The sequence below is a fragment of the Amnibacterium sp. genome (genome assembly GCF_051956055.1).
In the GTDB taxonomy this organism is placed as follows: Bacteria; Actinomycetota; Actinomycetes; order Actinomycetales; family Microbacteriaceae; genus Amnibacterium.
Window position 1 is genome coordinate 1 of record NZ_JBQCGC010000089.1, and the last position, 24,167, is coordinate 24,167.

General features: G+C 72.3%; 31 protein-coding genes and 1 other RNA gene. 13 read left to right on the plus strand and 19 right to left on the minus strand.

All coding sequences use genetic code 11. The annotated features are described in order from the left end of the window. Nucleotides 1-149: 149 nt before the first annotated feature. Nucleotides 150-527, plus strand: a complete 378-nt coding sequence (locus ACTHLI_RS12685) for a L,D-transpeptidase (RefSeq protein WP_440184207.1) — start codon at nucleotides 150-152, stop codon at nucleotides 525-527. A 30-nt stretch (nucleotides 528-557) separates the two neighbouring features. On the opposite strand, the gene ACTHLI_RS12690 is transcribed toward ACTHLI_RS12685, so the two are convergent. The 4 genes from ACTHLI_RS12690 to ACTHLI_RS12705 form a co-directional block, all read right to left on the minus strand. After that, complete coding sequence (locus tag ACTHLI_RS12690) at nucleotides 558-1,058, minus strand: RDD family protein (RefSeq protein WP_440184210.1); 501 nt, start codon at nucleotides 1,056-1,058, stop codon at nucleotides 558-560. Beyond that, nucleotides 1,055-1,507 carry a hypothetical protein gene (locus ACTHLI_RS12695; RefSeq protein ID WP_440184213.1) on the minus strand — a complete coding sequence of 151 codons (453 nt, stop codon included), beginning with the start codon at nucleotides 1,505-1,507 and terminating at the stop codon, nucleotides 1,055-1,057. Before ACTHLI_RS12695 ends, ACTHLI_RS12690 begins: the two co-directional genes overlap by 4 nt. A 105-nt stretch (nucleotides 1,508-1,612) precedes the next feature. Continuing rightward, a complete protein-coding gene (locus tag ACTHLI_RS12700; RefSeq protein WP_440184216.1) occupies nucleotides 1,613-1,999 on the minus strand; it encodes a hypothetical protein in 387 nt (128 codons plus the stop codon). A 260-nt stretch (nucleotides 2,000-2,259) separates the two neighbouring features. Then, the gene (locus tag ACTHLI_RS12705; RefSeq protein ID WP_440184219.1) at nucleotides 2,260-2,427 is read right to left on the minus strand and encodes a hypothetical protein; all 168 of its coding nucleotides are present in this window, start codon (nucleotides 2,425-2,427) and stop codon (nucleotides 2,260-2,262) included. A 56-nt stretch (nucleotides 2,428-2,483) separates the two neighbouring features. Between ACTHLI_RS12705 and ACTHLI_RS12710 the strand changes: the two genes are divergently transcribed. Continuing rightward, nucleotides 2,484-5,282: a DNA methyltransferase gene (locus ACTHLI_RS12710; protein WP_440184221.1), complete on the plus strand. Its 2,799-nt coding sequence runs from the start codon at nucleotides 2,484-2,486 to the stop codon at nucleotides 5,280-5,282. Here the strand turns inward: ACTHLI_RS12710 and ACTHLI_RS12715 are convergent. The 6 genes from ACTHLI_RS12715 to ACTHLI_RS12740 all read right to left on the minus strand — a co-directional run bounded on the left by ACTHLI_RS12715 (nucleotide 5,269) and on the right by ACTHLI_RS12740 (nucleotide 8,753). Beyond that, complete coding sequence (locus ACTHLI_RS12715) at nucleotides 5,269-5,505, minus strand: hypothetical protein (RefSeq protein WP_440184224.1); 237 nt, start codon at nucleotides 5,503-5,505, stop codon at nucleotides 5,269-5,271. The two genes, ACTHLI_RS12710 and ACTHLI_RS12715, sit on opposite strands and share 14 nt — an antisense overlap. Nucleotides 5,506-5,552: 47 nt before the next feature. Further along, nucleotides 5,553-6,647, minus strand: a complete 1,095-nt coding sequence (locus tag ACTHLI_RS12720) for a hypothetical protein (protein ID WP_440184227.1) — start codon at nucleotides 6,645-6,647, stop codon at nucleotides 5,553-5,555. A gap of 10 nt (nucleotides 6,648-6,657) precedes the next feature. Next, a complete protein-coding gene (locus ACTHLI_RS12725; RefSeq protein ID WP_440184229.1) occupies nucleotides 6,658-7,047 on the minus strand; it encodes a hypothetical protein in 390 nt (129 codons plus the stop codon). Nucleotides 7,048-7,085: 38 nt separating this feature from the next. Further along, nucleotides 7,086-7,397: a hypothetical protein gene (locus tag ACTHLI_RS12730; RefSeq protein ID WP_440184232.1), complete on the minus strand. Its 312-nt coding sequence runs from the start codon at nucleotides 7,395-7,397 to the stop codon at nucleotides 7,086-7,088. Between the two features lie 349 nt (nucleotides 7,398-7,746). Beyond that, nucleotides 7,747-8,118: a P27 family phage terminase small subunit gene (locus tag ACTHLI_RS12735; RefSeq protein WP_440184234.1), complete on the minus strand. Its 372-nt coding sequence runs from the start codon at nucleotides 8,116-8,118 to the stop codon at nucleotides 7,747-7,749. A 248-nt stretch (nucleotides 8,119-8,366) separates the two neighbouring features. Then, nucleotides 8,367-8,753 carry a hypothetical protein gene (locus ACTHLI_RS12740; protein WP_440184237.1) on the minus strand — a complete coding sequence of 129 codons (387 nt, stop codon included), beginning with the start codon at nucleotides 8,751-8,753 and terminating at the stop codon, nucleotides 8,367-8,369. A 161-nt stretch (nucleotides 8,754-8,914) separates the two neighbouring features. On the opposite strand from ACTHLI_RS12740, the gene ACTHLI_RS12745 reads away from it, so the two are divergent. After that, complete coding sequence (locus ACTHLI_RS12745; RefSeq protein WP_440184240.1) at nucleotides 8,915-9,217, plus strand: hypothetical protein; 303 nt, start codon at nucleotides 8,915-8,917, stop codon at nucleotides 9,215-9,217. Nucleotides 9,218-9,251: 34 nt separating this feature from the next. On the opposite strand, the gene ACTHLI_RS12750 is transcribed toward ACTHLI_RS12745, so the two are convergent. The 4 genes from ACTHLI_RS12750 to ACTHLI_RS12765 form a co-directional block, all read right to left on the minus strand. Continuing rightward, complete coding sequence (locus ACTHLI_RS12750; protein WP_440184243.1) at nucleotides 9,252-9,485, minus strand: hypothetical protein; 234 nt, start codon at nucleotides 9,483-9,485, stop codon at nucleotides 9,252-9,254. After that, nucleotides 9,482-10,186, minus strand: a complete 705-nt coding sequence (locus ACTHLI_RS12755) for a hypothetical protein (RefSeq protein WP_440184246.1) — start codon at nucleotides 10,184-10,186, stop codon at nucleotides 9,482-9,484. Before ACTHLI_RS12755 ends, ACTHLI_RS12750 begins: the two co-directional genes overlap by 4 nt. Nucleotides 10,187-10,246: 60 nt before the next feature. Then, complete coding sequence (locus tag ACTHLI_RS12760) at nucleotides 10,247-11,086, minus strand: hypothetical protein (protein WP_440184248.1); 840 nt, start codon at nucleotides 11,084-11,086, stop codon at nucleotides 10,247-10,249. A 912-nt stretch (nucleotides 11,087-11,998) separates the two neighbouring features. Next, nucleotides 11,999-13,441, minus strand: a complete 1,443-nt coding sequence (locus ACTHLI_RS12765; RefSeq protein WP_440184251.1) for a recombinase family protein — start codon at nucleotides 13,439-13,441, stop codon at nucleotides 11,999-12,001. Nucleotides 13,442-13,461: 20 nt separating this feature from the next. Here ACTHLI_RS12765 and ACTHLI_RS12770 point away from each other — a divergent pair, with 20 nt between their 5' ends. From ACTHLI_RS12770 to ACTHLI_RS12785, 4 genes are read left to right on the plus strand one after another with little or no spacing between them, the layout of a single operon-like run. Then, entirely contained in the window at nucleotides 13,462-13,584 is a 123-nt protein-coding gene (locus tag ACTHLI_RS12770; protein ID WP_440184254.1) for a hypothetical protein, read from the plus strand. Beyond that, nucleotides 13,581-13,964 (plus strand): TadE/TadG family type IV pilus assembly protein, encoded by a 384-nt coding sequence (locus tag ACTHLI_RS12775; protein WP_440184257.1) that lies wholly within the window; start codon nucleotides 13,581-13,583, stop codon nucleotides 13,962-13,964. The genes ACTHLI_RS12770 and ACTHLI_RS12775 overlap by 4 nt, the downstream gene beginning before the upstream one ends. Beyond that, nucleotides 13,939-14,391: a hypothetical protein gene (locus tag ACTHLI_RS12780; RefSeq protein WP_440184259.1), complete on the plus strand. Its 453-nt coding sequence runs from the start codon at nucleotides 13,939-13,941 to the stop codon at nucleotides 14,389-14,391. The genes ACTHLI_RS12775 and ACTHLI_RS12780 overlap by 26 nt, the downstream gene beginning before the upstream one ends. After that, nucleotides 14,388-14,852 carry a hypothetical protein gene (locus ACTHLI_RS12785; RefSeq protein WP_440184261.1) on the plus strand — a complete coding sequence of 155 codons (465 nt, stop codon included), beginning with the start codon at nucleotides 14,388-14,390 and terminating at the stop codon, nucleotides 14,850-14,852. The genes ACTHLI_RS12780 and ACTHLI_RS12785 overlap by 4 nt, the downstream gene beginning before the upstream one ends. On the opposite strand, the gene ACTHLI_RS12790 is transcribed toward ACTHLI_RS12785, so the two are convergent. Then, a complete protein-coding gene (locus tag ACTHLI_RS12790; protein ID WP_440184262.1) occupies nucleotides 14,827-16,098 on the minus strand; it encodes an MFS transporter in 1,272 nt (423 codons plus the stop codon). The genes ACTHLI_RS12785 and ACTHLI_RS12790 overlap by 26 nt on opposite strands. A 57-nt stretch (nucleotides 16,099-16,155) precedes the next feature. Here ACTHLI_RS12790 and prfB point away from each other — a divergent pair, with 57 nt between their 5' ends. From prfB to ssrA, 6 genes are all read left to right on the plus strand, one after another. Further along, entirely contained in the window at nucleotides 16,156-17,274 is a 1,119-nt protein-coding gene (gene prfB / locus ACTHLI_RS12795; RefSeq protein ID WP_440184264.1) for a peptide chain release factor 2, read from the plus strand. An 84-nt stretch (nucleotides 17,275-17,358) separates the two neighbouring features. Next, complete coding sequence (ftsE, locus tag ACTHLI_RS12800) at nucleotides 17,359-18,603, plus strand: cell division ATP-binding protein FtsE (protein WP_440184267.1); 1,245 nt, start codon at nucleotides 17,359-17,361, stop codon at nucleotides 18,601-18,603. Continuing rightward, nucleotides 18,600-19,514: a permease-like cell division protein FtsX gene (gene ftsX / locus ACTHLI_RS12805; protein ID WP_440184270.1), complete on the plus strand. Its 915-nt coding sequence runs from the start codon at nucleotides 18,600-18,602 to the stop codon at nucleotides 19,512-19,514. Before ftsE ends, ftsX begins: the two co-directional genes overlap by 4 nt. A gap of 58 nt (nucleotides 19,515-19,572) precedes the next feature. After that, on the plus strand, nucleotides 19,573-20,049 hold the full coding sequence (gene smpB, locus ACTHLI_RS12810; RefSeq protein ID WP_440184272.1) for an SsrA-binding protein SmpB: 477 nt from the start codon (nucleotides 19,573-19,575) through the stop codon (nucleotides 20,047-20,049). Then, nucleotides 20,046-20,504, plus strand: coding sequence for a GNAT family N-acetyltransferase (locus ACTHLI_RS12815; RefSeq protein ID WP_440184274.1), 459 nt, complete (start codon nucleotides 20,046-20,048; stop codon nucleotides 20,502-20,504). The genes smpB and ACTHLI_RS12815 overlap by 4 nt, the downstream gene beginning before the upstream one ends. Nucleotides 20,505-20,610: 106 nt before the next feature. Further along, nucleotides 20,611-20,983: a transfer-messenger RNA gene (ssrA, locus tag ACTHLI_RS12820) on the plus strand. Between the two features lie 46 nt (nucleotides 20,984-21,029). On the opposite strand, the gene ACTHLI_RS12825 is transcribed toward ssrA, so the two are convergent. From ACTHLI_RS12825 to ACTHLI_RS12840, 4 genes are all read right to left on the minus strand, one after another. Continuing rightward, a complete protein-coding gene (locus ACTHLI_RS12825) occupies nucleotides 21,030-22,205 on the minus strand; it encodes an alcohol dehydrogenase catalytic domain-containing protein (RefSeq protein ID WP_440184277.1) in 1,176 nt (391 codons plus the stop codon). Nucleotides 22,206-22,285: 80 nt separating this feature from the next. After that, entirely contained in the window at nucleotides 22,286-22,888 is a 603-nt protein-coding gene (locus tag ACTHLI_RS12830) for a methylated-DNA--[protein]-cysteine S-methyltransferase (RefSeq protein ID WP_440184279.1), read from the minus strand. Continuing rightward, nucleotides 22,885-23,349: an RNA polymerase sigma factor gene (locus tag ACTHLI_RS12835; RefSeq protein WP_440184282.1), complete on the minus strand. Its 465-nt coding sequence runs from the start codon at nucleotides 23,347-23,349 to the stop codon at nucleotides 22,885-22,887. The genes ACTHLI_RS12830 and ACTHLI_RS12835 overlap by 4 nt, the downstream gene beginning before the upstream one ends. A 6-nt stretch (nucleotides 23,350-23,355) precedes the next feature. After that, nucleotides 23,356-24,162: an inositol monophosphatase family protein gene (locus ACTHLI_RS12840; RefSeq protein ID WP_440184284.1), complete on the minus strand. Its 807-nt coding sequence runs from the start codon at nucleotides 24,160-24,162 to the stop codon at nucleotides 23,356-23,358. Between the last annotated feature and the right edge of the window lie 5 nt (nucleotides 24,163-24,167).

Sequence of the window (24,167 nt, forward strand, 5' to 3'; positions counted from 1 at the left end):
GCACGCCCTCGGCGGGGAGCGCCACCCCGGCCGCCGCGCACACGAGCGCACCGGTCGCCACGATCACGCCGTCGGCGACGCCGACCCCGAAGCCCACGCCTGTGGCGACGGTCTGCACCCACAGCGCGCCCGGGGTCAAGCACATCTACGTGAGCATCAAGCAGCAGCACCTGTGGGCGTGCTCCGGTCACACGCTCTTCCTTGCGGGCGCGGTGACGACCGGTGCGTCGGCGCTCACGAACGTCAACGACGCGACGCCCGTCGGCACGACCCGCATCACCGCGAAGATGCGGAACACCGTGCTGTCCGGGTCCGATGTCAACGGGTCGTGGAACGACCCCGTGAAGTACTGGATGCCGTTCAACGGCGGCGACGGGTTCCACAACGCTCCGTGGCAGCACTTCCCCCTCGGCAGCCCGCTCTACAAGACCCAGGGCTCGCACGGCTGCGTGCACATGTCGCTGAAGGACGTCGCCGCGCTCTACGGCTGGGCGCCGATCGGCACCCTCGTCACCGTGCAGGCCTGATCGCCCGAGGAGGCCGCGCTGCCGCCCGCATCACGTGTAGACGACCGCGGAGCGGAGCAGGAGATCCTGGACCGACCGGTTCCGCCTGCTCACGAGCACCCACGCGAGACCGAGCGGGAAGGCGGTGCAGAGGACCGCGCGGACGACGCTGCGGCCCCATCGCAGTCGGCGGCCGCGATCGTCGGTGACGGCGAGGCCGAGCACCCGGTCGCCGTAGGTGGCGCCGAGCGCGGCCCACGCCAGGGCGAAGTAGAGCACCTGGGCGGCGAGCAGGACGGCGACCGCGCCCGCGGAGCTCGGGACGGGGAGCGCGAAGGTGATGGGCGAGAGCACGAACCGGACCCCGACGACGGCGAGGTAGCCGGCCACCACCAGGAGCACGACGACCACGCCGTCGATGCCGTTCGCCAGCACCCGGCTGACGATCCCGGCTGAGGCGCCCCGGAGGGCGGCGCGGTGGCCCAAGGCGATGACGGCGGGAGGCGCGGCGTCGTGCCACGGCCGCGCCTCCGGCCGGCGCGTGTCGCTCACCTCGCGGGCCCGTGGGCTCGGTCGCCCGGCTGCCGCTCCGCCCGATGCAGGAAGCGGTCGATCGCCTCGGCGACCACGAGATCGGCCTGCGCGCTCCGGTCGCGCACCCCGTGGGTGAGCTCCGACGACGCGGTCCCGGCGGTCGCCCGGAGGAGGTCGGGCAGGTCGATCTCGGCTGAGATGTAGCGGGCGAGCCCGGCCACGTCGGTCCGGGCGAGCACGCGGTCGATGTCCACCCGGTCCACCAGCGCGTCGACGTCGATCCGCGCGGCGACGGCGTCGAGGTCGAGCCGGGAGAGCACCGCCGACGCCAGCACCGGGACCAGGCGGTCGGCTGCGGCGGAGGCCGCACGGCGAAGGCCGACCGCGGGGAGGGCGACGACCGTCACCGCGGGTACCAGGAGGGCCCTGGCGATGCCGCCGCCGAACGCGCTGCGCCTCCGCGCCATCCGCTGCGCCTCCTCACCGATGTGCTCGCCGGGCTACGCCCACCGCGCCGCACTCGAGAGAGTCCTTCGTCCACCCCGCGGGCTGAGCGCCCCCGAGACCCGCGGTCAGTGCGAGACCGGCGCGAGCAGGATCGCGAGGCCGGCGAGGGTCATGCCGCTGAGGTTCAGCACGATGCCCACCCGGATCGAGACGACCTTCTGCCGGTAGGCCTGCGCGAGCCGGAAGCCGAGCACGGGGCACCCCGCCCACACCAGCAGCGCGAGGCCCGCGGCCGCGACGAGGGCACCGAGCCACCACGCGGCGGCGAACACGATCGGCATCGCGCCCGGCCGCCAGCCGCCGGCGAGCAGCGGGCCCAGCCCGAGCGCCGGCGCGAGCATCGCCGCGGCCGTCCAGACCGTGCCGGTGCGGATGATCCGTGCCGTCTCGACCGGCATCGACTCCATCTCGGCCGCTCCGGCGTCCACCTCCGTCGTCCGCTGCTCGCTCATGGGCATCAGCCTCGCGCGGCTCGGTCGGAAGCGGACTGTGACCCGGGGCGGCCGGATCGTGCGCACCTGTGGAGAACTTCCGACGCGGTGTGCGCCGACTCGGCACACTGGCGCACACCCCGATACCCAGGAGGTCCGGATGGCGAGCGTCCGAACGACGGCCGTGCTCACCCGCGCGCAGACCGCGCCCCTCGACGACGATGCGCCCGATCGCGGCGACGTACCAGGTTGTCGCTAGACCCTGCACACGCGCGACGTGGTCACCCGAGGCGAGCGAGACCGCAGAGGGGGCACCGCCAGTAGGCCGTACCCTCGACGACCGCAACCCCGTCCGTAGCGATCTCGCGGACGTCGCCGCTTGCCTCCATCGGGACGAGGTCGTCGGGGCACGTTGGCGTCGCCAGCGGGTCGAAGGCGACGTCGGTCATGCGGAGACCGTAGCGTCGAGGCGATCATGCGAGGGCGGCCGTGCTACACGTTGGTCATGCCGTCGACGTCGTCGAAGCCCAAGCCGCTGAGCACGACCGAGATGGTTCGCCGCGCTCAGCGGTTCGTCGCGGCCTGGCGGGACGCCGAGCGCGAGAACGCCGACGCCCAGAGTTGGTGGAACGACCTGTTCGACGTGTTCGGCGTCGACCGGAGGAGCGTCGCCGTGTTCGAGCGGCGGGCCCGCCGCGCGAGCACGGGTGAGGTCGGCCGGATCGACGTATTCATGCCGGGCGTCATGATCGCCGAGCACAAGAGCCGTGGGCGCGATCTGAACGCCGCGGGATCTCAGGCGGAGGACTACCTCGCCAGCGGCGACATCTCCGCCGCGGAGATGCCTCGCTACATCGTGAGTACGGACTTCGATCGCGTCGTCGTCACGGATCTGGAGTCGCCAGCGGACGAACCCGTGAGCTTCCGCGTCGTGGACCTCGCCCGCAACGTGCGCCAGTTCGCGTTCCTCTCCGGCTATCGGGCGCCGCGACGCGTGACCGAGGCACAGGAGGCCGTGACGGTCAAGGCGGCGCGCGCCATGGGCGCGCTCTATGACGCGCTGCTCGGCGACCTCGACGCCGCCGCCGAGGGGCACGACTCGCACGACGCCGCGATCTTCATGACGCGGCTCCTGTTCCTGCTCTACGGCGACGACGCTGAGGGGCTCTGGGAGGACGGCGCCTTCGAGCGGTTCGTCCGCGAGTCCACGGCCGAGGACGGCTCCGACGCGGGCGCGCTCATCACCCAGTTGTTCCAGGTCCTCGACACTCCGCTCCCGCGGCGATCCGCGCACCTCGACGACCGCCTCAAGGTGTTCCCCTACGTGAACGGCGGCCTGTTCCGCGAGCGGGTCGATATTCCGACCTTCGACCGCGGGATGCGCGACGCGCTCCTCGCGGCGTGCGCCGAGTCGTGGGACGGGGTCTCCCCGGCGATCTTCGGCGCCCTGTTCCAGGGGCTCTCCAGCCGCCGCGCACGGCACGGGCTCGGCGAGCACTACACGACCGAGGGGAACATCCTCAAGACGCTCCGGCCGCTGCTGCTCGACGAGATGGAGGAGGCGCTGAAGGCCGCGTGGCCGTCCGAGCAAGCCCTCGAACGACTCCACGAGTCGCGCGGCGGGATCCGCTACCTCGACCCGGCCTGCGGATGCGGAAACTTCCTGATCGTCGCCTACCGGGAGATGCGCGACCTTGAGCTTCGACTCCTGGAGCGGCTCCGCGAGCTTCGTGGCGAGACGACGTCCTACATGCTCGACGCGACGTGGACGCTCCGCGTCACGCCCGACCAGTTCGCAGGGATCGAGATCAATTGGTGGCCCGCGAGGATCGCCGAGACCGCCATGTTCCTTGTCGACCACCAGGCGAACCGGCGCATGGCCGAGACCCTTGGGCACGCGCCAGAGCGCCTCCCGATCACGGTCGCCGCGAGCATCGTCCACGCCGACGCGCTCACGCTCGACTGGGCCGCGACGTTCCCGACCGAGGGCGTCACGACGTACGTGTTCGGGAACCCGCCCTTCCTCGGCAAGGCCCAGCGCACGGGCGCCCAAACGGACGAGATGGCCGCCGCGTGGGGTGCCGCCTACTCGGGCGAGATGGACTTCGTCACGGCGTGGTTCATCCTTGCCGCGCGCTACCTCGACGGCGCCGAGGGGCGGTTCGCCTTCGTCGCCACGAATTCGGTTGCGCAGGGCGTCGTCGTGCCCAGCCTCTTCGGGCCCCTGTTCGGCCTCGGGTGGCGCATCCGGTTCGCCCACCGGACCTTCGCCTGGACTACCGAGGCAACCGACTCCGCCGCGGTTCACTGCATCGTCGTCGGCTTCGACCGCGGGGGAGCGGCGCCGCGCCTGTTCGAGTACGCGACCCCGAGCGCCGAGCCCGTCGAGGTGCCCGCGGTCGGGTCGATCAACGGCTACCTCGTGAACGGGCCCGTCGTGTTCGCCAGCGAGCGCCGTACGCCGCTCGCGCCCGCTCTGGCCAGCCGGATCACGTTCGGTTCCATGGCCGCGGACGGCGGGCACCTGTTCCTCGAACTCGACGAGGTCGCCGAGGCGCTCGCCGACGAGGTCGCCCGGCCGTATATCCGGCGGTTCGTCGGCGCGCGAGAACTCATCCGCGTGACCGAGCGGTGGTGCATCTGGATGCCCGAGCCCGACGCCCGCGCGATCTCTGCGAGCCCGCTCCTCAGACGGCACGTCGAGGCCGTCCGGGCGTGGCGGTCCGTCGCGACCGACGACAACGTCCGCCGCGACGCGGGCACGCCCTACCGGTTCCACCGAGTGAACCAGCCCGAGGCGCCGTACCTCTGCATCCCACGTCACTTCAGCGAGGCACGTACCTACGCGACCGTCGCCTACCTCGATCCCGACGTCGTCGCGGGAGACGCGACCTTCGTGACGCCGGACCCGGACGGGCTCCGGTTCGCCGTGATCTCCTCGACGATGTTCCTCACGTGGCAGCTCACGGTCGGCGGTCGGCTGAAGAGCGACTACCGGTTCGGGTCCACCTCGGTCTGGAACACGTTCCCGCTCCCCGCTCTCTCCGACGCCGAGCGCGGGCGCGTCATCGAGGCGGGGCGCCGCGTGCTCGACGCCCGTGCGGCGCACGAGGGCGCGAGCCTCGCGGACCTCTACTCGCCGCTCGCCATGCCGACCGACCTCCTCGCGGCGCACGCCGAACTCGACCGGCTCATCGACCGGGCGTTCGGGTTCGCCAAGCCGCCCGTGCTGGAGGCACGGCAAGAGCGCCTGTTCACGAGGTATGCCGAGGCGACCTCCGCCCCAGAACTCACCGGGGCGTAGAGCCCGCGCGCTCGCGGATCGCCGCCGCGACGGCGGCCTGCGCCTCCGCAAGCCTCGACCGCGCCTCGTCGAGCGACGCCCACGCCGCGTCGGACTCGGGGGAGCCGTGGCCGTATCGGCCCTCGATCCCCTCGGCGCGGTCGAAGTCAGAGACGACCTCGTCACGCCACTCCGCCGCGATCGCTCGAAGGCGGCGGAGATGATCTGCCGTCGAGCCGTCCACGCCGCTCAGGCTAGATCAAGCGCGCATCCTCGACTTGGGCGGGGACGCTACTCGCGTTGTTCGATCCTGTTCATCAGGTCGATCATCGAGACGAAGTTCCAGAAGACCCAGTCGAGGAACGGCTCTCCGACGTCCGTGCGCTGATCCGCGTTGCGGTGTCGGATGGCGTAGTTGTTGGCGATCTCGAACAGGTGCGACTCATCCTTCTTGAGGACCACGGCGGAGATCGCCTTGCGTCGCGGTTCGAGCGCTCCCGCGAGGAGATGGAGCGCCGCGCGCTTCTGCGCGACCGAGGCGCCGCGCTCACGGTACATGCGGACGCCCTCGGCGACCTCGTTCGCGGGCTCTCCTGCGGGCGCGTCGACAAGCGACTCGGCGAGCGAGTCGAGGCCGAGCCCGAAGTGCTGGATCAGGCGACCGCGCTCCTCGCCCTTGCTCCCAAGCCTCAGCGCGATCTCGTGACGCTTCAGGACCTCGTTCATGCGCCAGCGGTACACGACCCCGCCCGCCTGGCGGTTCGGCGCCGAGTAGTGCGGACCGCAGCCCGAGAACGTGTGCATCGAGCGCGTCCTCGGGCGCTGAGCCTGGTCGTGGAAGAACTCGATGATCGAGTAGAGCGCGGCCTCGGGTAGCCACTCGCGCTCGACGCCCTCGATCGGCCACGAGACGCTGATATGCGTTGCGTCCTGGATCGCGCGTGAGGCGAATTCGTAGTCCGTCGGGTCATCCACACATTCCCGAGGTAACACGCTCGGGAAGTACCCGCGATCCTGAAGTTCGTCGATGAGGGCGAGGACGTCGTTGGCGAGGGGCCGCCTCTCGGTGTACTCGCCGAGCTCCGTCTGGTGGTTGCGCTCGGCGTAGTACTTCGGAGGCGTGTAGGGCCGGAGCTTCCTCTCGTCTGCGAGGACGGACGAGAGCCATGCGCGAACCCGGTCGGGGTCGCCGACTCTGATCCACGGAGGTTCCGTGGGGCCGATCTCCTGGACGAGCGCGAGCGAGACCCCCGGGTCGTGGAAGGCCTCCTCCAGGAGGAGAACGGCGGCGCTAGGCACGTCGTCGTCTTCAAGGGCGACGACTCGCCGCGCCTCCCAGTCGAATAGCGGGCGCGGCCATACGAGCGCGTACTCCGGGTCCACCACGGCCGACAGGTTAGACGCCGTGCGCAGGGCCGAGGAGATCCGCGGCCCACCCGTAGCCGTTCGCGCGCAGCCACGGGACGAACACGTGCATCGGCGGGGTATTGGAGCGGTACGGGTTCGAGTCCGCGCCCGTGTAGAGCCCGCCGCCCGGTCCGGTCGACAGGCCACCACCGGGTCCGGTCGAGAGGCCGCCGCCCGGTCCGGTCGACAACCCGCCGCCCGGCCCGGTGTAGAGACCGCCCCCCGGGCCGATGTACATCCCGCCATCGGGCCCGATGTAGAGGCCGCCGCCCGGCCCGATGTAGGCGCCCCCATCGGGGCCGATGTAGAGGCCGCCTCCCGGGCCCGTGTAGAGACCCCCTCCGGGGCCGGTGTAGCGGTTGCGCGGCCATGTCGTCATGCATCCAGTGTGGACACGGGGACCGACAGGGCGCCGTCTCAGGCCAGGAGAGTTCGCGCCGGGTGCTGGGCCGCATGGCGGACCGCAATCACGTCACGGCGCGAGGGCGGCGCCTCGGGTGCATGGAGGAGCCGCGCGGCGTAGCCGCGGATGATCCGCTCCACGCCGAGGGGGCGGCGGCGCGCCCAGACGGCCGCGATCGGGAGCGGCACGAGGCCGAGGATCTCGGCCAGGGCGCGGCGGTACGGGTCCGCCTCGTCGAGCGCGTCGAGCGCCTCCGTGACGACCGCACGGGCGCGCTGGAGGCGCTCCTCCCGTGCCGGGAGCGGGCCGGCAGGGTCGCCGCTCACGAGGCCGTCTCAGCGCGCTCAGGGCGGCCGGGGGAGGCCAGTCGTGACCGGTCCGGGAAGGCGCGGCGCCAGACGTCCGTCCCCGTGAGGCGTTCCCGGGCGTAGAGGCGCGAGAGCCCTGGCGTCGCGCCGATCAGCGCGCGGAACGCGATCGAGGCGAGTCGACGGCGATCGCCGAGATCCGGGCGGTGAGCGAGGCTCTCCGCGTAGGCGATCGCAGCGTCAAGCGCGGCGGTGGTGGTCCAGCCGTCAGGCGGTGGCGGCGGCGCGAAGCTCGGGAGGGTGCGTCCTACGTCATGCGGCGCGATCTCCGGAGCAGACGACCGCGACGCGGCCGAAACGGGGCGCCTCACGTCGTCGTGCCGTGACGGGTGCGCGCCGCACGGCGCGCGCGCTCCGTGAAGCGGGCCGCGCGGGATGGCGCGAGCCGGGCGAGGATCGTCGCGGCCGCCGTCCGGGCTAGGCGCGCCTCGATCTGCGCCGGGTGAACGACGGTCTGACCCGTCGAGCCGGTCGAGACGTATCCCGCCGCGCGTGCGACCGCGGCGAGGGCCTCGGCCGACGAGGCGAGTTCGCAGACCTGCTCCAGCGCGGCGAGGTCGGCGCCGGAGAGGTTGGGGTTCTCGGTGAGCACCTCTGCGAAGAGGTCCCGGGCCGAGTCGGTCCAGTGGTCGGGTATAGCCCAGTCGTCGATGTCGAACGGGGCTTCGGTGTCGGTCATGCGGTTCTCCTACGGGAGGGACGGGGCGTGTAAACGGGGTGATCGGGGGCCTGGAGGGGCGAGAGCGCGGCCGTGAAGACCAGAGCGATCGAGCACGCGGACCCTGAGGTGCTCTGCCGTCTCGGGCTTGCTGCTGAGCCCTTGTGGGTCCCCTCCCAGGGGCTATGGCCCTGGGAGAAGGTGCCGAGGGTGGCGTCGGCGAGTGCAGCGCGGAGCGGTGTCCCACCGATGGGCTGGCGCGTGCGTCGCTAGGCGCGAGATCCGACGGCGTGCTCGGCGGCGCCGATAGAGCACCAACGGACGATCGGCCTCGGACCCGACGTCGGCAGCATCGCGCCGCAACCGTGCGCGCATGAGACCAGCCAGCGGGTCGGCGCGGCGGATGCGTGAGGCGCCGGGCGCCGCGTCGCGGTCTCGTCGTTGGCTCTCGCTTGGCGTTCCGCCTCCGCGACTCGTCGCTCCGCCTTCGCCTCCGCGTTACGCGCCGCGATCGCGCGCTGCTCGGCTCGGAGCCGCTCGCCTTCCTCGAACCTCGCGCGATGTTCCGCGCTCACGTTCTCGGCGATCAGCGCACGGCGCGCGTCCTCGTCCATGGCGAGCCACGCCGAGCGCGAGACCGGCGCGATCAGGCGCACAGGCGCGCGATGGGCCTCCGCCGCGGTTGCGAACCGGGCGAGCGTGCGGATCGCCGAGTCGAGCGCGGCGAGGTAGCGAGCTTCGCGGTCGCGGGCTCGGCGGGAGGGCGTAGAGGTGGGCATCGGGGCTCCAGGTCTGAGGTCGGGGCTATGAGTACGGGGTGGGGTTCGACTGGCGGGGGCGCATGACGGCGACCACGGTGGAGTGGCAGCTGCTCGTCCCAGGGCGACCGGAGCCGGTCGGGGTGATCCGGCGCGTGAGGTGCCGGGACGAGCGCACGCGGTTCCGGCTCGTGACCTGGGCGGAGACCAGCGAGGGGCGCACGCTCGTGGGCCGGTACGAGACCGGCGACAAGGCCGCCGAGGTGGCATGGCGTCGGTACTGCGACGAGATGGCCGGTCGGCACGAGATCGTGTCGAGGATGCACGGAGGGCGCGAGCGGGGTGGACTGCGCGAGGCGTAGCCGAGGGGCGCCCGGTTCGGACGCCCCTCGGGGTCTAGCGGCGGATCCTCTCCGCGATGCGCCGGGCCTCGTCGGCGGTCTCAGCGCTCGCTGCGGCCGCCGAGCGGCTCGCCGCCCAGAAGGTCGCGGGACTCACTCCCGCCGCTTCGGCGCCGCGCTCGACCGCACGGCGGGTCTGGGCGTCGAGGTCCTCGACGCGCTCTGGCGCCGGGGCGGCCTCGACGGCCTCAGCGGCGAGGCGGGCGATCGTCGCGGCGTCGAGGCTCATCGGGTCGCCCGCTGGGCCGAGTACGTGTCCGCGTGCCACTGCATCGCGGCGCCCTTCGCGGCCATCTCAGCCGACACGCCACCGAGATCCGGGTCGCCGTACGTGTGCTCCTCGCCCGCCGCGGCCAGCGCGGTCGCGCGCGTATCGAAGCCGCGGACCACGCCCTCGATCGTCTGCTGCGCGAGCATGAGGGCGCCGCGCGGGTTGTGGCCCGTCTTGCGCTGCCACGAGACCCCCGGCGAGCCCGCGACGGACCAGGCGCGGTCGCGCTCAGCGAGGCGAGCGAACAGGACTCGGGCGGCCTCCTCGACGTCCGTCTGGGCGGCGAGCGCCTCTCGCGCCGCGAGGCGCTTGAGCGAGTCGTCGGCCGTGCGGGCCTCGTGGACGACGTCCAGGAACGCCCGGAGCGCGGCGCCGGAGACGCCGGTCTGGCGCCGGATGCGCGCCTCCAGGTCGCGGGCCTCCGCCTCGACGGCCTCGACCTCCGCGGCCGGTGCGTGCTCCCGCCGCATGTCGCGGAGCCGGAGGCCCAGCGCGCGGCTCTCAGCGGTCAAGCGAACTCCCTCGGCGTTCGCGTCCTGCCACGCGGCCCGCGCCTCGACGGCGCCGGGCACGGCCTGGACGATGAACTCCGCGGGCTCGTCGAACGCAGAGACGAGGCGGGTGGTGCCCTCGCCGGACGAGATCTTCGGATAACTCATGGGGTGTTCCTCTCTGGTGGGGTGCGCCCGGAGGCGCGGGGACGGCGCAACGGCGCCGGGCTAGGAGGCCGCCGCGGTCGCGGGGCGGTGCAAGAAGTGGCCGCGGGTCTTCACGGCCGGACCCCAGCGGTCCTCCGCGAGCGTGCGAAGGCGCGCGGGCGGAACGGCGCCAGGGCGGCCTGCCTCCGCGTAGAGCGCCGAGATCTCTGAGCGGCGGATGACCGGGCGGCCGTCGAAGCTGGCGAGCCAGGCGATCGTCGCGGCGTCGTCCTCGACGGCCTCGGCGTGCTGCTCGGCCAGGTGGGGGCGGATCGCGTCCATGAGACGGCGCCGCGCTGCCGCCGACGTGCGGAGGTCCTGGGCCGTGAACCGGAGCGCGGATGCGTCGGCGCGGTTCCTGGCGTCGTTCGCGCGGTGCTCGGGGAGGAGGCGCATCTGGCGCTCGTCCTCGGCGCGCATCCAGTCGCCGAGGACCATGTCGTGGACGCCCTCGATATAGCCGTCCGGGAGCCCGTCGAGGCCGCTCGCCTCCGCGGCCCAGTCCGCGAAGCCGTCCTCGATCTGGGGGAGGACCTCGCCGAGGAACCGCTCCCAGTCGGCCGCGCTCGTCGTCGGGAGGGTGTCCGCGACGTCGTCGAGGAGGTCGGGAAGCATCCGGGCGATCTGGTCCGGCTCGCGATAGGCGCCGTGCTGGGCGTACCCGACCCCGCGGCGGAACGTGACGCCCCGAGCCAGGAGGTCCTCCGCGAGCGCCGCGGCCGGGAGCAGATCGACGGGCCATGAGGTCGCGGACGTGACGCCGTAGTCGCGGGAGGCGCGGCGCGCGTGCTGGCCCGGGAGCGGGGACGGCGGTGCCGGGATCCGGTGCGCGTTGGCGGCGTAGTCGAGGAGCGAGGACATGGGATCTCCAGACGGGGAGGCGGCGGAGCCGCGCGTATACGGCAAGCCGAGAGCGGCTTGAGGGGCGAAGATCGGCCTCTGGCCGAGGACATGGGGCAGAGCCCCCTCGGCGTCGTGCCAGCGCGCTTGAAGTAGGGGGCACGGGGGGCGAGTCGGGGGCACGTACGGGGCGTAGGTCGTCGACCGCGGAGATGGTCTTGATCAGCCCTTCCTCACCAGAAGGGGCAAGGGGACACGGCCTCTCTACGAGAGAGCGCCGTTGAAGATCAACTAGAAGTGACGAACTAAACGCCATCTCGTCATCCGCGGAGGACCGCCGAGAGGCCGAGCGCGAGTGCAGAGGCGTCCCCGTTGAGCCCCGCGCTGATAGCGGCACGTGCAGCCGCCTCTCGCTCGCGCTTGCGGCGGCGGTACTCCGATGCTCGGCACGCGTTCGAGCACGTGGCCGCAGGCCGGGTGGCGCTTGACGTTTCGCCGCAAGCGCGGCACGTGAACGTATGCAGGACGATCGGCATCGGGACTCCTATGCGAGACGTAACGGCAACAGGCGCCGCGGATGGCGAGAAACGCTCCGCCTCGGAGGCGCGTGAAGTCGAGGTGAGGCTCTGCTCGACGCGCGACCAGAACTCCGAGGCGGAGCGAACCGCGGCGAGAGGGGGCGCCGCGGGAGATCCACTAACGGGATCTGAAGGGAGAGAGGGCCAGGGCGTCCCTGCTGCTCACGACACGCCGGAGAAATATCGACGAGCCGGCCTCAAGGGCGAGCGGGATGACGGAATGGCGGAATGAACGTCACTTCTAGTTACTGCTCAAGAGAGAGCGCTTCTTGAGGGAGAAGTGAGAATGACGTTTCTTCCCCTAGTCCGACACGACTGGCGAACGGAGCCTCGATCGCCCTCTCGTCGGCGATGCCTAGGAGTTCCAGAACACGCGCACCCGTGCCGGATCGATCCCGTGCCGTCCAGGGCGCCCAGGCCCGATCTCGATCCGCCCGATCGCCTCGCCGAGGAGTGCACGCCGTTCGTCGAGTGACGACGAGCCCCAGGCGTCGCGGAGCGTGCGCCCGGTGCGGCGCCGCTCGGTCGTCATCACGCGAGGCGTCGCCTCGATCTCGTCGCGCTGGGCCACGAGCGCCTCGATCCGACCGAGTAGCGCCGGGCGGTCCGCCCCCTTCTCGATCATGGCCGCCGTCGCCTCGCGGAGCGCGCCAGCAACCTCCGCGAGGTCGGCATCGCGGGTGTCGTCGAGGGCCGTCACGACCTCCCACTCGGGAGCGTCGCCAACGATGCCGAGGTAGAGCCCCTCGACATACGCGTCGAGGGCGTCGGCCGCTACCTGGGGCGCCGGACCTCGCTCGGCGCTCTTGCCATGGGCGCACCCGTAGTGGACCTGGCGCGCGGCGTTCACGTACATGGTTCGGCCGCACGCTCGACACGCCAAGAAGCCGGACAGGAGGCGCGCCGCTCGGCGCCGCTGGGGACGTTGCGACTGGGGCGCGAGGCGCGCTTCCAGAGCGTCGAACGTGCGCCGGTCGACTAGCGCCTCCCACGGCTTGCGGGGGAGATGGTCGTCGCCGAGGAGGACACGGCCCTTGTGCGTCGCCTGGCCGAGTAGATGCGGCGAGCGCCAGGTAGTCGAGACCGTCGAGACCCACCACGTGCCGCGGTCGAGACCGGTCGGGTCCTCGCCGATCTGCACCGCCCGCCGGTACGCCGAGCGGGCGGTTGGAATCCCGCGATCACCCAGATCGCGGGCGATCGCCGTGAGGGACTCATCCGCCAGGATGCGCGCGGCGACCTCCTCCACGATGGCGACCTCATCCGGAGCAGGCACCAGGACTTGACCAGGGGCTCCCTCCGTCGCGCGCACCGAGCGGAAGCCGAAGGGGACGGTCGAACCCGCGAAACGACCTACGGTGCGCCGATAGGCGTGCGCCGAGCGAGCACGCGCCGCGGTGTTCTCGGCCTCGGTACGCGCGATCTCGGCAAGGATCACGGTCCTGAGCCTGAAGGTCGGATCACCGGAGTCGCCCTCCTTCAGGGAGACGAACCGCGCTTCAGGCCGAGCCTCCAGCACGTCGAGGAGCGCACCGAGCTTCGTTGCTCCTTGCCGAGAGAAGCGGTCGAGCGCGGCGACGGCAAGCACGTCCGCCTCGTCTTCCGCGAGCATGCGAACCGCCGCGTCGGCGTTCTCCCTCGCCTTGCGACCCGAGACTCCGTCGTCCACGAACTCGCCGACTTGGACGAGGCCCTCCCGGCTGGCGTAGGCGGCAAGGTCGGCGCGCTGGCGAGCGATGGAGGAGGAGGCGTCCGTCGCGTTCGAGAGCCGAAGGTACGTGACGAGGCGCCGGGACATGGGAATGACGATAGAGCGACGTGCCCGGCTGGGTGCTCGTCACGATGATGACCGCCGGCCTGGTCGTGCTGCTCTGGGGCGTCGCGGGGCCGGCGCTCATCGCGCTGTTCAACCAGGCGATCGCCAGCGTCTCCGGGCTGTGAAGCACGCGGCGGAGCGCGGCAGCGCCCCCGCCGAGTTCGTGCTCACCGCCGTGCTCCTCCTCGCCCTCGTGCTCGGGGTGCTGCAGGTCGGTGCCGTGCTGCTCGTGCGGAACACCGCGCTGGCCGCGGTGGCGGAGGGCGCGAGGTGGTCCGCGATCGTCGGGAACACCGACGAGGACGGCGCGGTCCGCGCTCGGCGGCTCCTCACCGACAGCCTGGGGCCCACGTACGCCGCGGCGATCACGGCCTCCAGGACCGAGCGACGCGCCATCGGGACGACCGAGGTGCGCGCGCGCATCCCGCTGCCCGTCATCGGCCTCTTCGGGCCCCCCGGCGTGATCGAGGTGACCGGGCATGCCGCGCTCGAGCCCGAGCCGTGAGCAGGGGTCGGCGGCGGTCGAGGTGCTCGTGCTCGGCGTGCTGCTGCTCGTGCCCCTCGTCTACCTGGTGCTGACGGTCGGCGCACTGCAGGGTGCGGCCTTCGCCGCGGAGGGAGCCGCGCGGCAGGCGGCCCGCAGCCTCGCGCTCGCCTTGAGCGACGAGGAAGGGCGGAGGTCGGCAGGGAACGCGGTCGCGGTCGCGCTCGCCGACTGGCGCATCGACCCGGCGGCCGTGCAGCTCACCGTGCGCTGCGCACCGGATCCGCAGCACTGCACCGCACCCCGCGGCAGCGTCGAGGTGCGGGTCCGCGTCGCGGCCGCGCTGCCGCTCCTGCCACCCGCGCTCGTGCCGGACGGGCCGGGCACCGTGCCCGTCGAGGCCCGAGCGGTGCAGCGGGTCTCGATGTTCGCGGCGAGCCGGCGGTGAGGGAGCAGGAGGACGGCGCGGCCGTGCCGCTCGTCGTCGGCCTGTTCGCGGTCGCCGCCGCGTTCGTCGTCGTCGCGGCCGCGGCGACGAGCCTGCATCTCGAACGGCTCCGGCTCCTCACCGTCGCCGACGGCGCCGCACTCGCCGGCGCGGAGTCGTTCCGGGTCGCGGACGTCGCGGTGCGGGGGGACGAGGTGGTGCCGGCGCTGACGCCCTCCGCGGTCCGAACGGCGGTCGACGGCTACGTGGACGACGCGGCCGACGGGGGCCTCGCGGGGGTGACCGTGGTCCGCGCGACGACCGTCGACGGGCGGAGCGCGACGGTCGAACTGCGCGCGACCTGGCGGCCGCCGATCGTGAGCCCGCTCCTCCCGGACGGCCTGCCGGTGACGGTCGGCTCGACGGCCGCCGCCCGCTTCCGCTCGGCGGCGGCGATCAGCGGGGGCGGACGCGCGGGATGAAGCGCGGGACCCATCGGGCGATCAGGCCCGCGCCGACGAGCCCGACGACCCCGATGGTCGCGGCGGCGACCGGGAGGGACGCGACCGCCGTCATCCCGGACAGCGCGAGCGGGGCGGCCGCGTTGCCCGCGTCGCCGGTGAAGCGGTAGGCGCCGAGGAACGGCGCCGGATCGTGCCGCGGCGCGAGATCCGCGCCGAAGGTCATGAGGATGCCGCTGCCCACCCCGTTCGCGAGCGACATCCCGATCGCGATCACCACGAACCAGGCCACGGACGTCGCCGAAGCGGCCGCGAGGGAGAGGCCGACGACGACCGCGAGCGCGATGTGCCCCAACCCGAGCCCGATCATCGACGGCATCGCGCTCCAGAGCCGTCCGAAGCGGTCCATGATCTGCCCGCTGGTGAAGAACAGTGCGAGGTCGACCGCTCCCGCGATCCCGACGACGAGCGCGATGCTGCTCTCGGGCATCCCGAGGCTCACCCCGGCGAGCGGCAGGATCACCTGCCGGCTCGACCGCAGGCCGCCGATCAGCGCGGCGGTCAGCCCCATCCGCGCGAGCACCGTCCGATGCCGCGAGATGGTGCGGAACAGGCCCTCCCGGACGGCGCCGGCCTCGGCGACCCGGATCGCCCCCGTCGCGGTGAGCAGCGCCTGCCGCCGCTCGGCCAGCACCGCCGAGGGGTCCGGCAGCACGAGCAGCACGATCGCGACCACGACGCACGCCACGGCGTCGATGACGAACACCCCGCGGGTCGTCCCGGTCAGGCCGATCACCAGCGCGGCGAGGAACGGGCCGACGAAGTACCCGGCGCGGAACATGCCGCCGAGGAGGGAGAGGGCGCGCGCCCGATGGGTGAGCGGCACGAAGGTGGTCATGAACGCCTGACGGGCGAGGGCGAACGACGCCGTCGCGATGCCGACGAGGAGCACACCGACCGCGAGCAGCGCGGGCGTCGTGGCGAGGACGCAGAGCACGAGGCCGATCACCGCGGCCACGGCGGAGCCGAGCATCGCGTTGCGCTCGCCGACCTTCGCGACGATCCAGCCGCTCGGCACGTCCCCGATGAGCGTGCCCACCATGATCAGCGCGGACACGAAGCCGGCGAGCGCGAGCGAGGCGCCGAGCGCCGACGCGTACACGGGGATGATCGGGATGATCGCGCCCTCGCCGATCGCGAACAGCAGGCTGGGCAGGTAGACCGGGAGCGCCGCCGACCCGAGTCGGAAGGGTGCGGCGGTCGTCATGTCCCGGCAACGCTACGCCCGACGCGGCTGCGGATCGGCCGACTACGCTTTCGGCCCGTGCAGCTCGACCTCGGCCCTCGCATCGCGGCGCTCCGCTCCACCCTCGGCGACGTCATCGCGGTGGTGGACGTCGACACCCTCCGCGCGCGCATCGCGGACCTCGAGCAGCGGGCGTCCGCGCCCGATCTCTGGGACGACCCGGACGCCGCGCAGAAGGTGACGAGCGAGCTCAGCCACGCGCAGGCCCAGCTCTCCAGGGTGACGGGCGTCGAGTCGCGGCTCGACGACCTCGAGGTGCTGATCGAGCTGGTGAACGCCGAGTCGGACGAGGCGCAGGCGGCGGAGTCGGCGGCGGAGGCGGAGGCGGAGCTCGCCGCCGTCGAGGCGACCGTCGGCGAGCTCGAGGTGCAGACGCTGCTGAACGGCGAGTACGACCCGCGGCCCGCGGTCGTGACGATCCGCGCGGGTGCCGGCGGCGTGGACGCGGCGGACTTCGCCGAGATGCTGCTGCGGATGTACCTGCGCTGGGCCGAGCAGCACAAGTACACGGCGACGGTCATGGACACCTCCTACGCGGAGGAGGCGGGCATCAAGTCCGCGACGTTCGAGGTCGACGCGCCGTACGCGTTCGGCACGCTCTCCGTCGAGGCCGGCACGCACCGCCTGGTCAGGATGAGCCCGTTCAACTCCGCGGGCAAGCGGCAGACGAGCTTCGCGGCCGTCGAGGTCATCCCGCTGCTCGAGGAGTCCGGCGAGATCGAGGTGCCCGAGTCCGACATCCGGGTCGACGTCTTCCGGTCGTCGGGACCCGGCGGCCAGAGCGTCAACACGACCGACTCGGCGGTGCGCATCACCCACATCCCGACCGGGATCGTCGTCTCGATGCAGAACGAGAAGAGCCAGATCCAGAACCGCGCCGCGGCGATGCGGGTCCTCCAGTCCCGGCTGCTGATCCAGCGCCGGGAGGAGGAGGCGGCGAAGAAGAAGGAGCTCGCCGGCACCATCACCGCCAGCTGGGGCGACCAGATCCGCTCCTACGTGCTCGCCCCGTACCAGATGGTGAAGGACCTCAGGAGCGAGTACGAGGTCAACAACCCGTCGAGCGTGTTCGACGGCGACCTCGACGGCTTCCTGTCGGCCGGCATCCGGTGGCGCAAGCGCGATCCGGAGGCGTAGCCGCAGGCCGAGGTGAACGACAGTGATGGAGTTCGCCTGTCGGACCCGCCGGTCGGCGCATCGGCACCTATGGTGGCTGCCGACATGATCCGCTTCGACTCCGTGACCAAGCGCTACCGCGGCGCCCCGCGCCCGGCGCTGGACGACGTGACGCTCGAGATCGGCGCCGGCGAGTTCATCTTCCTGGTGGGCGCGTCCGGCAGCGGCAAGTCCAGCCTGCTCCGCCTGATGCTGCGCGAGGAGAAGCCCACCTCGGGCGAGATCCACGTGCTCGGGCAGCGGCTGACCTCGATCTCGACGCGCAAGGTGCCCTACTTCCGCCGCAGCCTCGGGGTGGTGTTCCAGGACTTCCGGCTCCTGCCGAACAAGACCGTCTACGACAACGTCGCGTTCACGCTGCAGGTCATCGGCAAGTCCCGCGGCTTCATCCAGACGACCGTGCCGGACGTGCTCGAGACCGTCGGGCTCGCGGAGAAGGCGCAGAACTTCCCGAACGAGCTCTCCGGCGGCGAGCAGCAGCGCGTCGCGATCGCGCGAGCGGTCGTGAACAAGCCCTCCGTGCTCCTCGCCGACGAGCCCACCGGCAACCTCGACCCGCGCACCAGCGAGGGCATCATGCAGGTGCTCGACCGGATCAACCAGCAGGGCACGACCGTCGTCATGGCCACCCACGACGTCACGATCGTCGACCGGATGCAGAAGCGCGTCGTGGAGCTGGTGCAGGGCAAGATCATCCGCGACGAGCTCGAGGCCACCTACGTGACGAGCTCGATCAAGCTGCCGAAGCCCCCGGTGACGGAGTCGACTCCGGTGCAGAACGCTGCAGGCGGCGTGCCGCTCTGGGCGCGCCGCGGCCAGCAGCAGGTGCAGCCCTCCACGGGCGCCCAGCCGATCGTGCGGCCGGCCACCGGCCCGCAGCCGGTGCAGCAGACCGAGACCGTGGCCGAGCCCACCGCGCCGCCGGCCACCGGCTCGCAGACGCCGATCTGGGTGCGGTCCGAGACCGGACCCGTCCTCCTCCCCGGTGAGCACGCGCCGTGGCGTGCGCAGCCGGTCGCGCCGCCGAAGGAGGAGGAGCATCCGGACGGCCGGTCGCTCTTCTTCGCCGCACCCGTGCCGGCGCCGCGGACGGAGTCCGGGCCCGTGCCCGTCGCGCAGACCGACCCCGGACTCGACGGGATGCCTGACGTCTCCGACACGGGCGACTCGGACCTCCGTGGCGTCGCCCGGCACCGTGACCAGCTGCCCGACCACCTCGACTTCATCACGGGCCTCGGCCTGCGCGGTCGGAAGGGCGACGACGACGACGAGGTGGGACCGTCCTCATGAGATTCGGACTCGTGCTCGGAGAGGCCGCGAGCGGCCTCCGCCGCAACTTCTCGATGGTCGTCTCGATCGTGCTCGTCACCTTCGTGTCGCTCACGTTCGTGGGCACCGCGGCGCTCATGCAGCTGCAGATCGGCCAGATGAAGAACTTCTGGTACGACAAGGCCCAGGTCGCGATCTACCTCTGCAACGACGCCGTGAAGAGCGCGAACTGCGCGGACGGCGGCGTCACCAAGGACCAGATCGCGGCGGTGCGGACCGCGCTGTCGACCGCGCCCGTGAAGAGCTTCGTGCAGAAGTTCTACTTCGAGGACCACCAGCAGGCCTTCGCGAACTTCCAGAAGCAGTTCAAGGGCAACCCGGTCGCCGACTACGTCACGCCCGACCTGCTCAACGAGGCGTTCTGGGTCAACCTCAAGGACCCGAACCAGTCCGCGGTCATCGGCGAGGCGATCAGCGGCATGCCGGGCGTCGACGCGGTCACGGACCAGCGCAAGCTGCTCGACCAGATCTTCGCCGTGCTGAACACCGCCTCCATCACCGCAGCGGGCATCGCCGCGCTGATGCTCGTCGCGGCGGCCCTCCTGATCTCGACGACGATCCGGCTCTCCGCGTTCTCCCGACGCCGGGAGCTCGGCATCATGCGGCTCGTCGGCGCCTCGAACCGCTTCATCCAGACGCCGTTCATCCTGGAGGGGGTGCTCGCGTCCCTCATCGGATCGGTGCTCGCCGCGGCGACGACCGTCGGGATCGTGCAGTTCTTCATCCAGGGCTACCTGGCGAAGGCGCAGCGGGACATCGCGTTCGTGACCGTCCCGGACGCCCTGGTCGTCGTCCCGATCCTGATCGGTGCCGGTGTGGTGCTGGCCGCGGTCAGCGCGAACGTCGCGATCTCCCGGTACCTCCGCGTCTGACCGCCGGTAGGATGGCGGGCTGCGTTCCGCAGCACGGTCGTCCAGGAGGAGGTGTCGCATGCCCAGGGAGCAGGGCCGCAAGGTCGTGGCCACGAACCGCCGAGCGCGGCACGACTACACGATCGAGGACACGGTCGAGGCCGGTCTCGTCCTCACCGGCACGGAGGTGAAGTCCCTCCGGCAGGGCCGCGCGTCGCTCGTCGACGGCTACGCGTACATCGACGGCGGGCAGGCGTACCTCGACGCCGTGCACATCCCGGAGTACAACCAGGGCACCTGGACGAACCACCCGCCGCGGCGCACCCGCAAGCTGCTCCTCCACAAGCAGCAGATCCTCAAGCTGTACGCGCAGGTGCGGGAGGGCGGGTACACCCTCGTTCCGCTGTCCCTCTACTTCTCGGACGGCCGGGCGAAGGTCGAGCTCGCGGTCGCGAAGGGCAAGCGCGAGTACGACAAGCGGCAGGCGCTCCGCGAGCGCCAGGACAACCGCGAGGCGCAGCGCGCCATGGCGACGCGCCGGCACCTCGGCGAGTGAGGATCGCGGAGGACGACCCGCTCGCGCCGGACGTCCGGGCGCTCCTCGAGGAGCACCTCGCCGACATGCGGCGGACCTCGCCGCCGGAGAGCGTCCACGCGCTCGACCCCGGCGCCCTCGCCGTGCCGGGCGTCCTGTTCCTCACCGCGCGCGACGACGAGGGCGCGCTGCTCGGCTGCGGCGCGCTGACGTCGCAGGGGGAGGCGGAGGGGGAGCTGAAGTCGATGCGGACGGCGACCGTCGCCCGAGGGCGCGGCGTCGCGACCGCCGTGCTCGGTGCGGTCCTCGATGCGGCACGGCGGCGGGGCATGACCCGGGTGAGCCTCGAGACCGGCACGGAGCCCTTCTTCGACGCCCCTGTGCGGCTGTACCTCCGGAACGGCTTCGCGCCGTGCGGTCCGTTCGGGTCCTACACGGACGACCCCCACAGCCGGTACTTGAGCCGCACGCTCTGAGGTGCGGCACCGGAGGGGAACACGGCGGGCGACGCAGTGGTTACACTCGTCGAGCCCCGCGAGGGGTGACAACTCCACAGTGCGACAGTGGCTCGCGCTTCCGCCAGGGGATGATCGGTTTCGACATTGCCTGTTCAACGACGGGAAGCGGGCCGAGGAGGCGTGCTTATCTCGATAACGATGCACGCAAACAATAGGTGCCAGTAAGTCTCGCACCGCGTTCGCTCTCGCTGCTTAAGCCAGAGTGACGCCGTCGGCCCGGGTGTCGTCCTCGACCCGGTAGCCGGCGTCAGCGAGAGGACTCGCTACGGACGTTCCGCCTTGGGGCGCCGTAGGACATCAACCAGGGCTGGGCTCGTCGATCGCAATCCGTCTGCGGTAAGGATCGGGGCCGAGTAGAACGACACTCGCAGACTGCGCCCGGAGAAGACGTGGTTCCTCAGCAGTGGACGGGGGTTCGATTCCCCCCATCTCCACCTCCGCGCGGGTCGCTGTCGCACTGCTGGACCCCAGGTCCGTCTGCACTCAGGGGTGCAGCACCACCTTGATGCACCCGTCCTCCTTGTCCCGGAAGGTGCGGTAGAGCTCGGGCGCCCGGTCGAGTCCCGCCTCGTGGGTCACGAGGTCCATCGTGCCGAGCGGATCCGACTCGTCCTCGACCAGCGGCAGCAGCTCGTCGCGCCAGCGCTGCACGTTGCACTGCCCCATCCGGATCGTCACCTGCTTGTCGAACAGGGTCATGAACGGGGTCGGGTCGGCGGTGCCCACGTACACGCCCGACAGCGACACGGTGCCGCCGCGCCGGACGGCGTCGAACGCGGTGTGCATGCCCGTCAACCGGTCGATGCCCGCCGTCGTCATGGCCTTCTGGGCGAGCGGGTCCGGGAGGAGACCGACCGCCTTCTGCGCGAGGCCGATGCCGCCCTGCCCGTGGGCCTCCATCCCGACCGCGTCGACGACGCCGTCCGGGCCGCGCCCGTCCGTCGCCGACCGGAGCCGCTCGACGACGTCGCCGTCGAGATCGAACGTCTCGACACCCCAGCGCTCCGCGAGCGCACGCCGCTCCGGCACCGGGTCGACCGCGACGACGCGGTGGCCGAGGTGCTTGCCGATGCGGGCCGCGAACTGTCCCACCGGACCGAGCCCGAGCACGCCGAGCACCCCGTCATCGGGCAGATCGGCGTACGCGACGCCCTGCCACGCCGTGGGCAGGATGTCGGAGAGGAACAGATAGCGCAGATCGGGCAGGTCGGTGCCGATCACGGTCGCGTTGAAGTCGGCGAGCGGCACGCGCATGCGCTCCGCCTGGCCGCCCGGCACCTCGCCGTAGAGCTCCGTGTAGCCGTAGAGGGCCGCCCCGGTGCCGTGCTCGCGCTGCTGGGTCGTCTCGCACTGCGTGTGGAGTCCCCGTTTGCACATGAAGCACGCGCCGCAGGCGATCACGAACGGGATGACGACGCGGTCGCCCACGCGGACGCGGGTGACGCCCGCGCCGACCTCCTCGACCACACCCATCGTCTCGTGCCCGAGCACGTCGCCCTTGGCGAGGAACGGGCCGAGGAGGTCGTAGAGGTGCAGGTCGGAGCCGCAGATCGCCGCCGACGTCACCCTGATGACGGCGTCGGTCGGCTCCTGGATCACGGGGTCGGACACCTCCTCGACCGAGACGTGCTCCGTGCCCTGCCAGGTGAGTGCTCGCATGCCTCGATCCCACCCGGTGCGCCTGACCGTCCTCGTCGCGTCCGGTGGCATGCGGCTGTGCACCGCCTGGCTGCTCGCCGTCAGTCGGGCAGCGTGCCGGTCGCCTCGAGGGCGAGCAGCCGGACCTTCGTCTCCGGGCCGCCGAGATACGCCCCCACCGTGCCGTCCGAGCGCGTGACCCGATGGCACGGGATCACGAGGGGCAGCGGGTTGGTCGCGCACGCGGTCCCGACCGCGCGCACCGCCTTCGGTGACGACGTCTCCGCCGCGAGCGCCGCGTAGCTGATCCGGTGCCCGTACGGCACCGTCCGGAGGTGCCCGAGCACCTCGAGACGGAAGCCGCGGGCCAGCCGGGTGTCGATCGGCTCCGGGAAGGGATCGCGCGCACCCGCGAAGTAAGCGTCGAACCAGCGTGCGGCGGGATCGAGGCGCTTCGGGCTGCGCAGGATCCGCGGCCCGATCCGGTCCGCGAGCGACCGCAGCACGGCGTCCTCGCCCTCCCGCTCGAACGCGACGCGGGCGACCCCCGCCTCCGAGGCCACGACGAGGAGGCGGCCGACGGGGGTGTCGAGCGTCCGGTAGTGGAGGTCGGGGGCGCGCTCACCCGTGGCACGCGCCTCGAGGTCCTCGTGCAGGCGCTCCAGCAGCGCCGGGTCGACGGGCGGGGTGAACGCGGTGGTCATGCTTCCTCCAGGACGAGCATCGTGCGGAGCCGGCGGACGCCGTCCGACGCGGCCTTGCGGGCAGCGGCGGGGCTCGTGCCGGTGACGAGGGCGACCTCGTCGAAGGGCAGGCCGGCGAGGTGGTGGTGGACGACGGCGGCGCGCTGGCCGTCCGGCAGCCGTGCGAGCGCCGCCCAGAGGTCGAGGTCCCGGCCCCGGTCGGCGACGGGGGAGTCGGGCACGCCCTCCTCCGGGGTCACGACGCGGGCGGCCGCTCGAAGCACGTCGAGCGCCTTGCGGTGCGCGATCGTGACCAGCCACCCGCGCACGCGATCGCCCTCGAACCGGTCCCAGGCGCCGAGGGCGGCGAGGAAGGTCTCGCTCCACGCGTCCTCGGCGTCGTGCTCGGGCAGCAGCCCGCGGCACACGCGCCAGACGACCGCGCCGTGCTCGGCGACGATGTGCTCGAAGGGCTCCCTCACATCAGGTCAACGGGCGGAGGTGCCCGGATGTGAGCCGAGGATGGCCAGCACCTCGTCGTGCACGAGCCCGTTCGTCGCGAGCGCGGTGCCGTCCCAGGGGCCGTCCCCTCCGGTCAGCGACGTGAAGCGACCCCCCGCCTCCTGCACGATGGGCACCAGCGCGGCGAGGTCGTAGACCCGCACGTCGTGCTCCCCGGCCATGTCGAGCTGCCCCTCCGCGACCAGCATGTACGCCCAGAAGTCGCCGAGCGCCCGGTCGCGCCAGGAGGCGCGGACGAGGGCGAGCAGCGGCTCGAGCCATCCGGCCTCGTCCCAGAACTTCAGCGCGTTGAAGCTGATGAACGCGTCCTCGACCCGCCGGACACCCGAGACCTGCAGCCGCTCATGAGCACCGGAGGGGAGCGCCGCCGCCCACGCGCCCTCCCCGGTCGCGCCCCACCAGCGGCGCCCGAGCGCCGGCGCGGACGCCACGCCGACGACCGGGACGCCGTCCACCGCCAGCGCGATGAGCGACCCCCACACGGACTGGCCGCGGAGGAAGTTCGTGGTCCCGTCGATCGGGTCGATGATCCACTGCCGTCCCGCGGTGCGCTCGCCGCCGTACTCCTCCCCGAGGATCGCGTCGTCGGGCCGCTCGGCGCCGAGGATCTCGCGGATCGCCCGCTCGACGGCCCGGTCGCCGTCGGTCACCGGGGTGCGGTCGGGCTTGGTGTCGATGCGGAGGTCGGCCGCGCGGAAGCGCGTGACCGACACCGCGTCGGCGGCGTCCGCGAGGCGGAGGGCGAGGGCGAGGTCGTCGGCGTACTCCGGCACGCGTC

Bases quoted from the DNA above. Each gene is read 5' to 3' on its own strand.
- ACTHLI_RS12710 (WP_440184221.1), top strand. From the start codon at position 2,484: ATGCCGTCGACGTCGTCGAAGCCCAAGCCGCTGAGCACGACCGAGATG.
- ACTHLI_RS12760 (WP_440184248.1), bottom strand. From the start codon at position 11,086: ATGTCCTCGCTCCTCGACTACGCCGCCAACGCGCACCGGATCCCGGCA.
- ftsX (WP_440184270.1), top strand. From the start codon at position 18,600: ATGAGATTCGGACTCGTGCTCGGAGAGGCCGCGAGCGGCCTCCGCCGC.
- ACTHLI_RS12825 (WP_440184277.1), bottom strand. From the start codon at position 22,205: ATGCGAGCACTCACCTGGCAGGGCACGGAGCACGTCTCGGTCGAGGAG.
- ACTHLI_RS12735 (WP_440184234.1), bottom strand. From the start codon at position 8,118: ATGACCGACACCGAAGCCCCGTTCGACATCGACGACTGGGCTATACCC.
- ACTHLI_RS12750 (WP_440184243.1), bottom strand. From the start codon at position 9,485: ATGAGCCTCGACGCCGCGACGATCGCCCGCCTCGCCGCTGAGGCCGTC.
- ACTHLI_RS12725 (WP_440184229.1), bottom strand. From the start codon at position 7,047: ATGACGACATGGCCGCGCAACCGCTACACCGGCCCCGGAGGGGGTCTC.
- ACTHLI_RS12790 (WP_440184262.1), bottom strand. From the start codon at position 16,098: ATGACGACCGCCGCACCCTTCCGACTCGGGTCGGCGGCGCTCCCGGTC.
- ACTHLI_RS12695 (WP_440184213.1), bottom strand. From the start codon at position 1,507: ATGGCGCGGAGGCGCAGCGCGTTCGGCGGCGGCATCGCCAGGGCCCTC.
- ACTHLI_RS12705 (WP_440184219.1), bottom strand. From the start codon at position 2,427: ATGACCGACGTCGCCTTCGACCCGCTGGCGACGCCAACGTGCCCCGAC.
- ACTHLI_RS12830 (WP_440184279.1), bottom strand. From the start codon at position 22,888: ATGACCACCGCGTTCACCCCGCCCGTCGACCCGGCGCTGCTGGAGCGC.
- ACTHLI_RS12765 (WP_440184251.1), bottom strand. From the start codon at position 13,441: ATGTCCCGGCGCCTCGTCACGTACCTTCGGCTCTCGAACGCGACGGAC.
- ACTHLI_RS12780 (WP_440184259.1), top strand. From the start codon at position 13,939: ATGCCGCGCTCGAGCCCGAGCCGTGAGCAGGGGTCGGCGGCGGTCGAG.
- ACTHLI_RS12700 (WP_440184216.1), bottom strand. From the start codon at position 1,999: ATGAGCGAGCAGCGGACGACGGAGGTGGACGCCGGAGCGGCCGAGATG.
- ACTHLI_RS12755 (WP_440184246.1), bottom strand. From the start codon at position 10,186: ATGAGTTATCCGAAGATCTCGTCCGGCGAGGGCACCACCCGCCTCGTC.
- smpB (WP_440184272.1), top strand. From the start codon at position 19,573: ATGCCCAGGGAGCAGGGCCGCAAGGTCGTGGCCACGAACCGCCGAGCG.
- ftsE (WP_440184267.1), top strand. From the start codon at position 17,359: ATGATCCGCTTCGACTCCGTGACCAAGCGCTACCGCGGCGCCCCGCGC.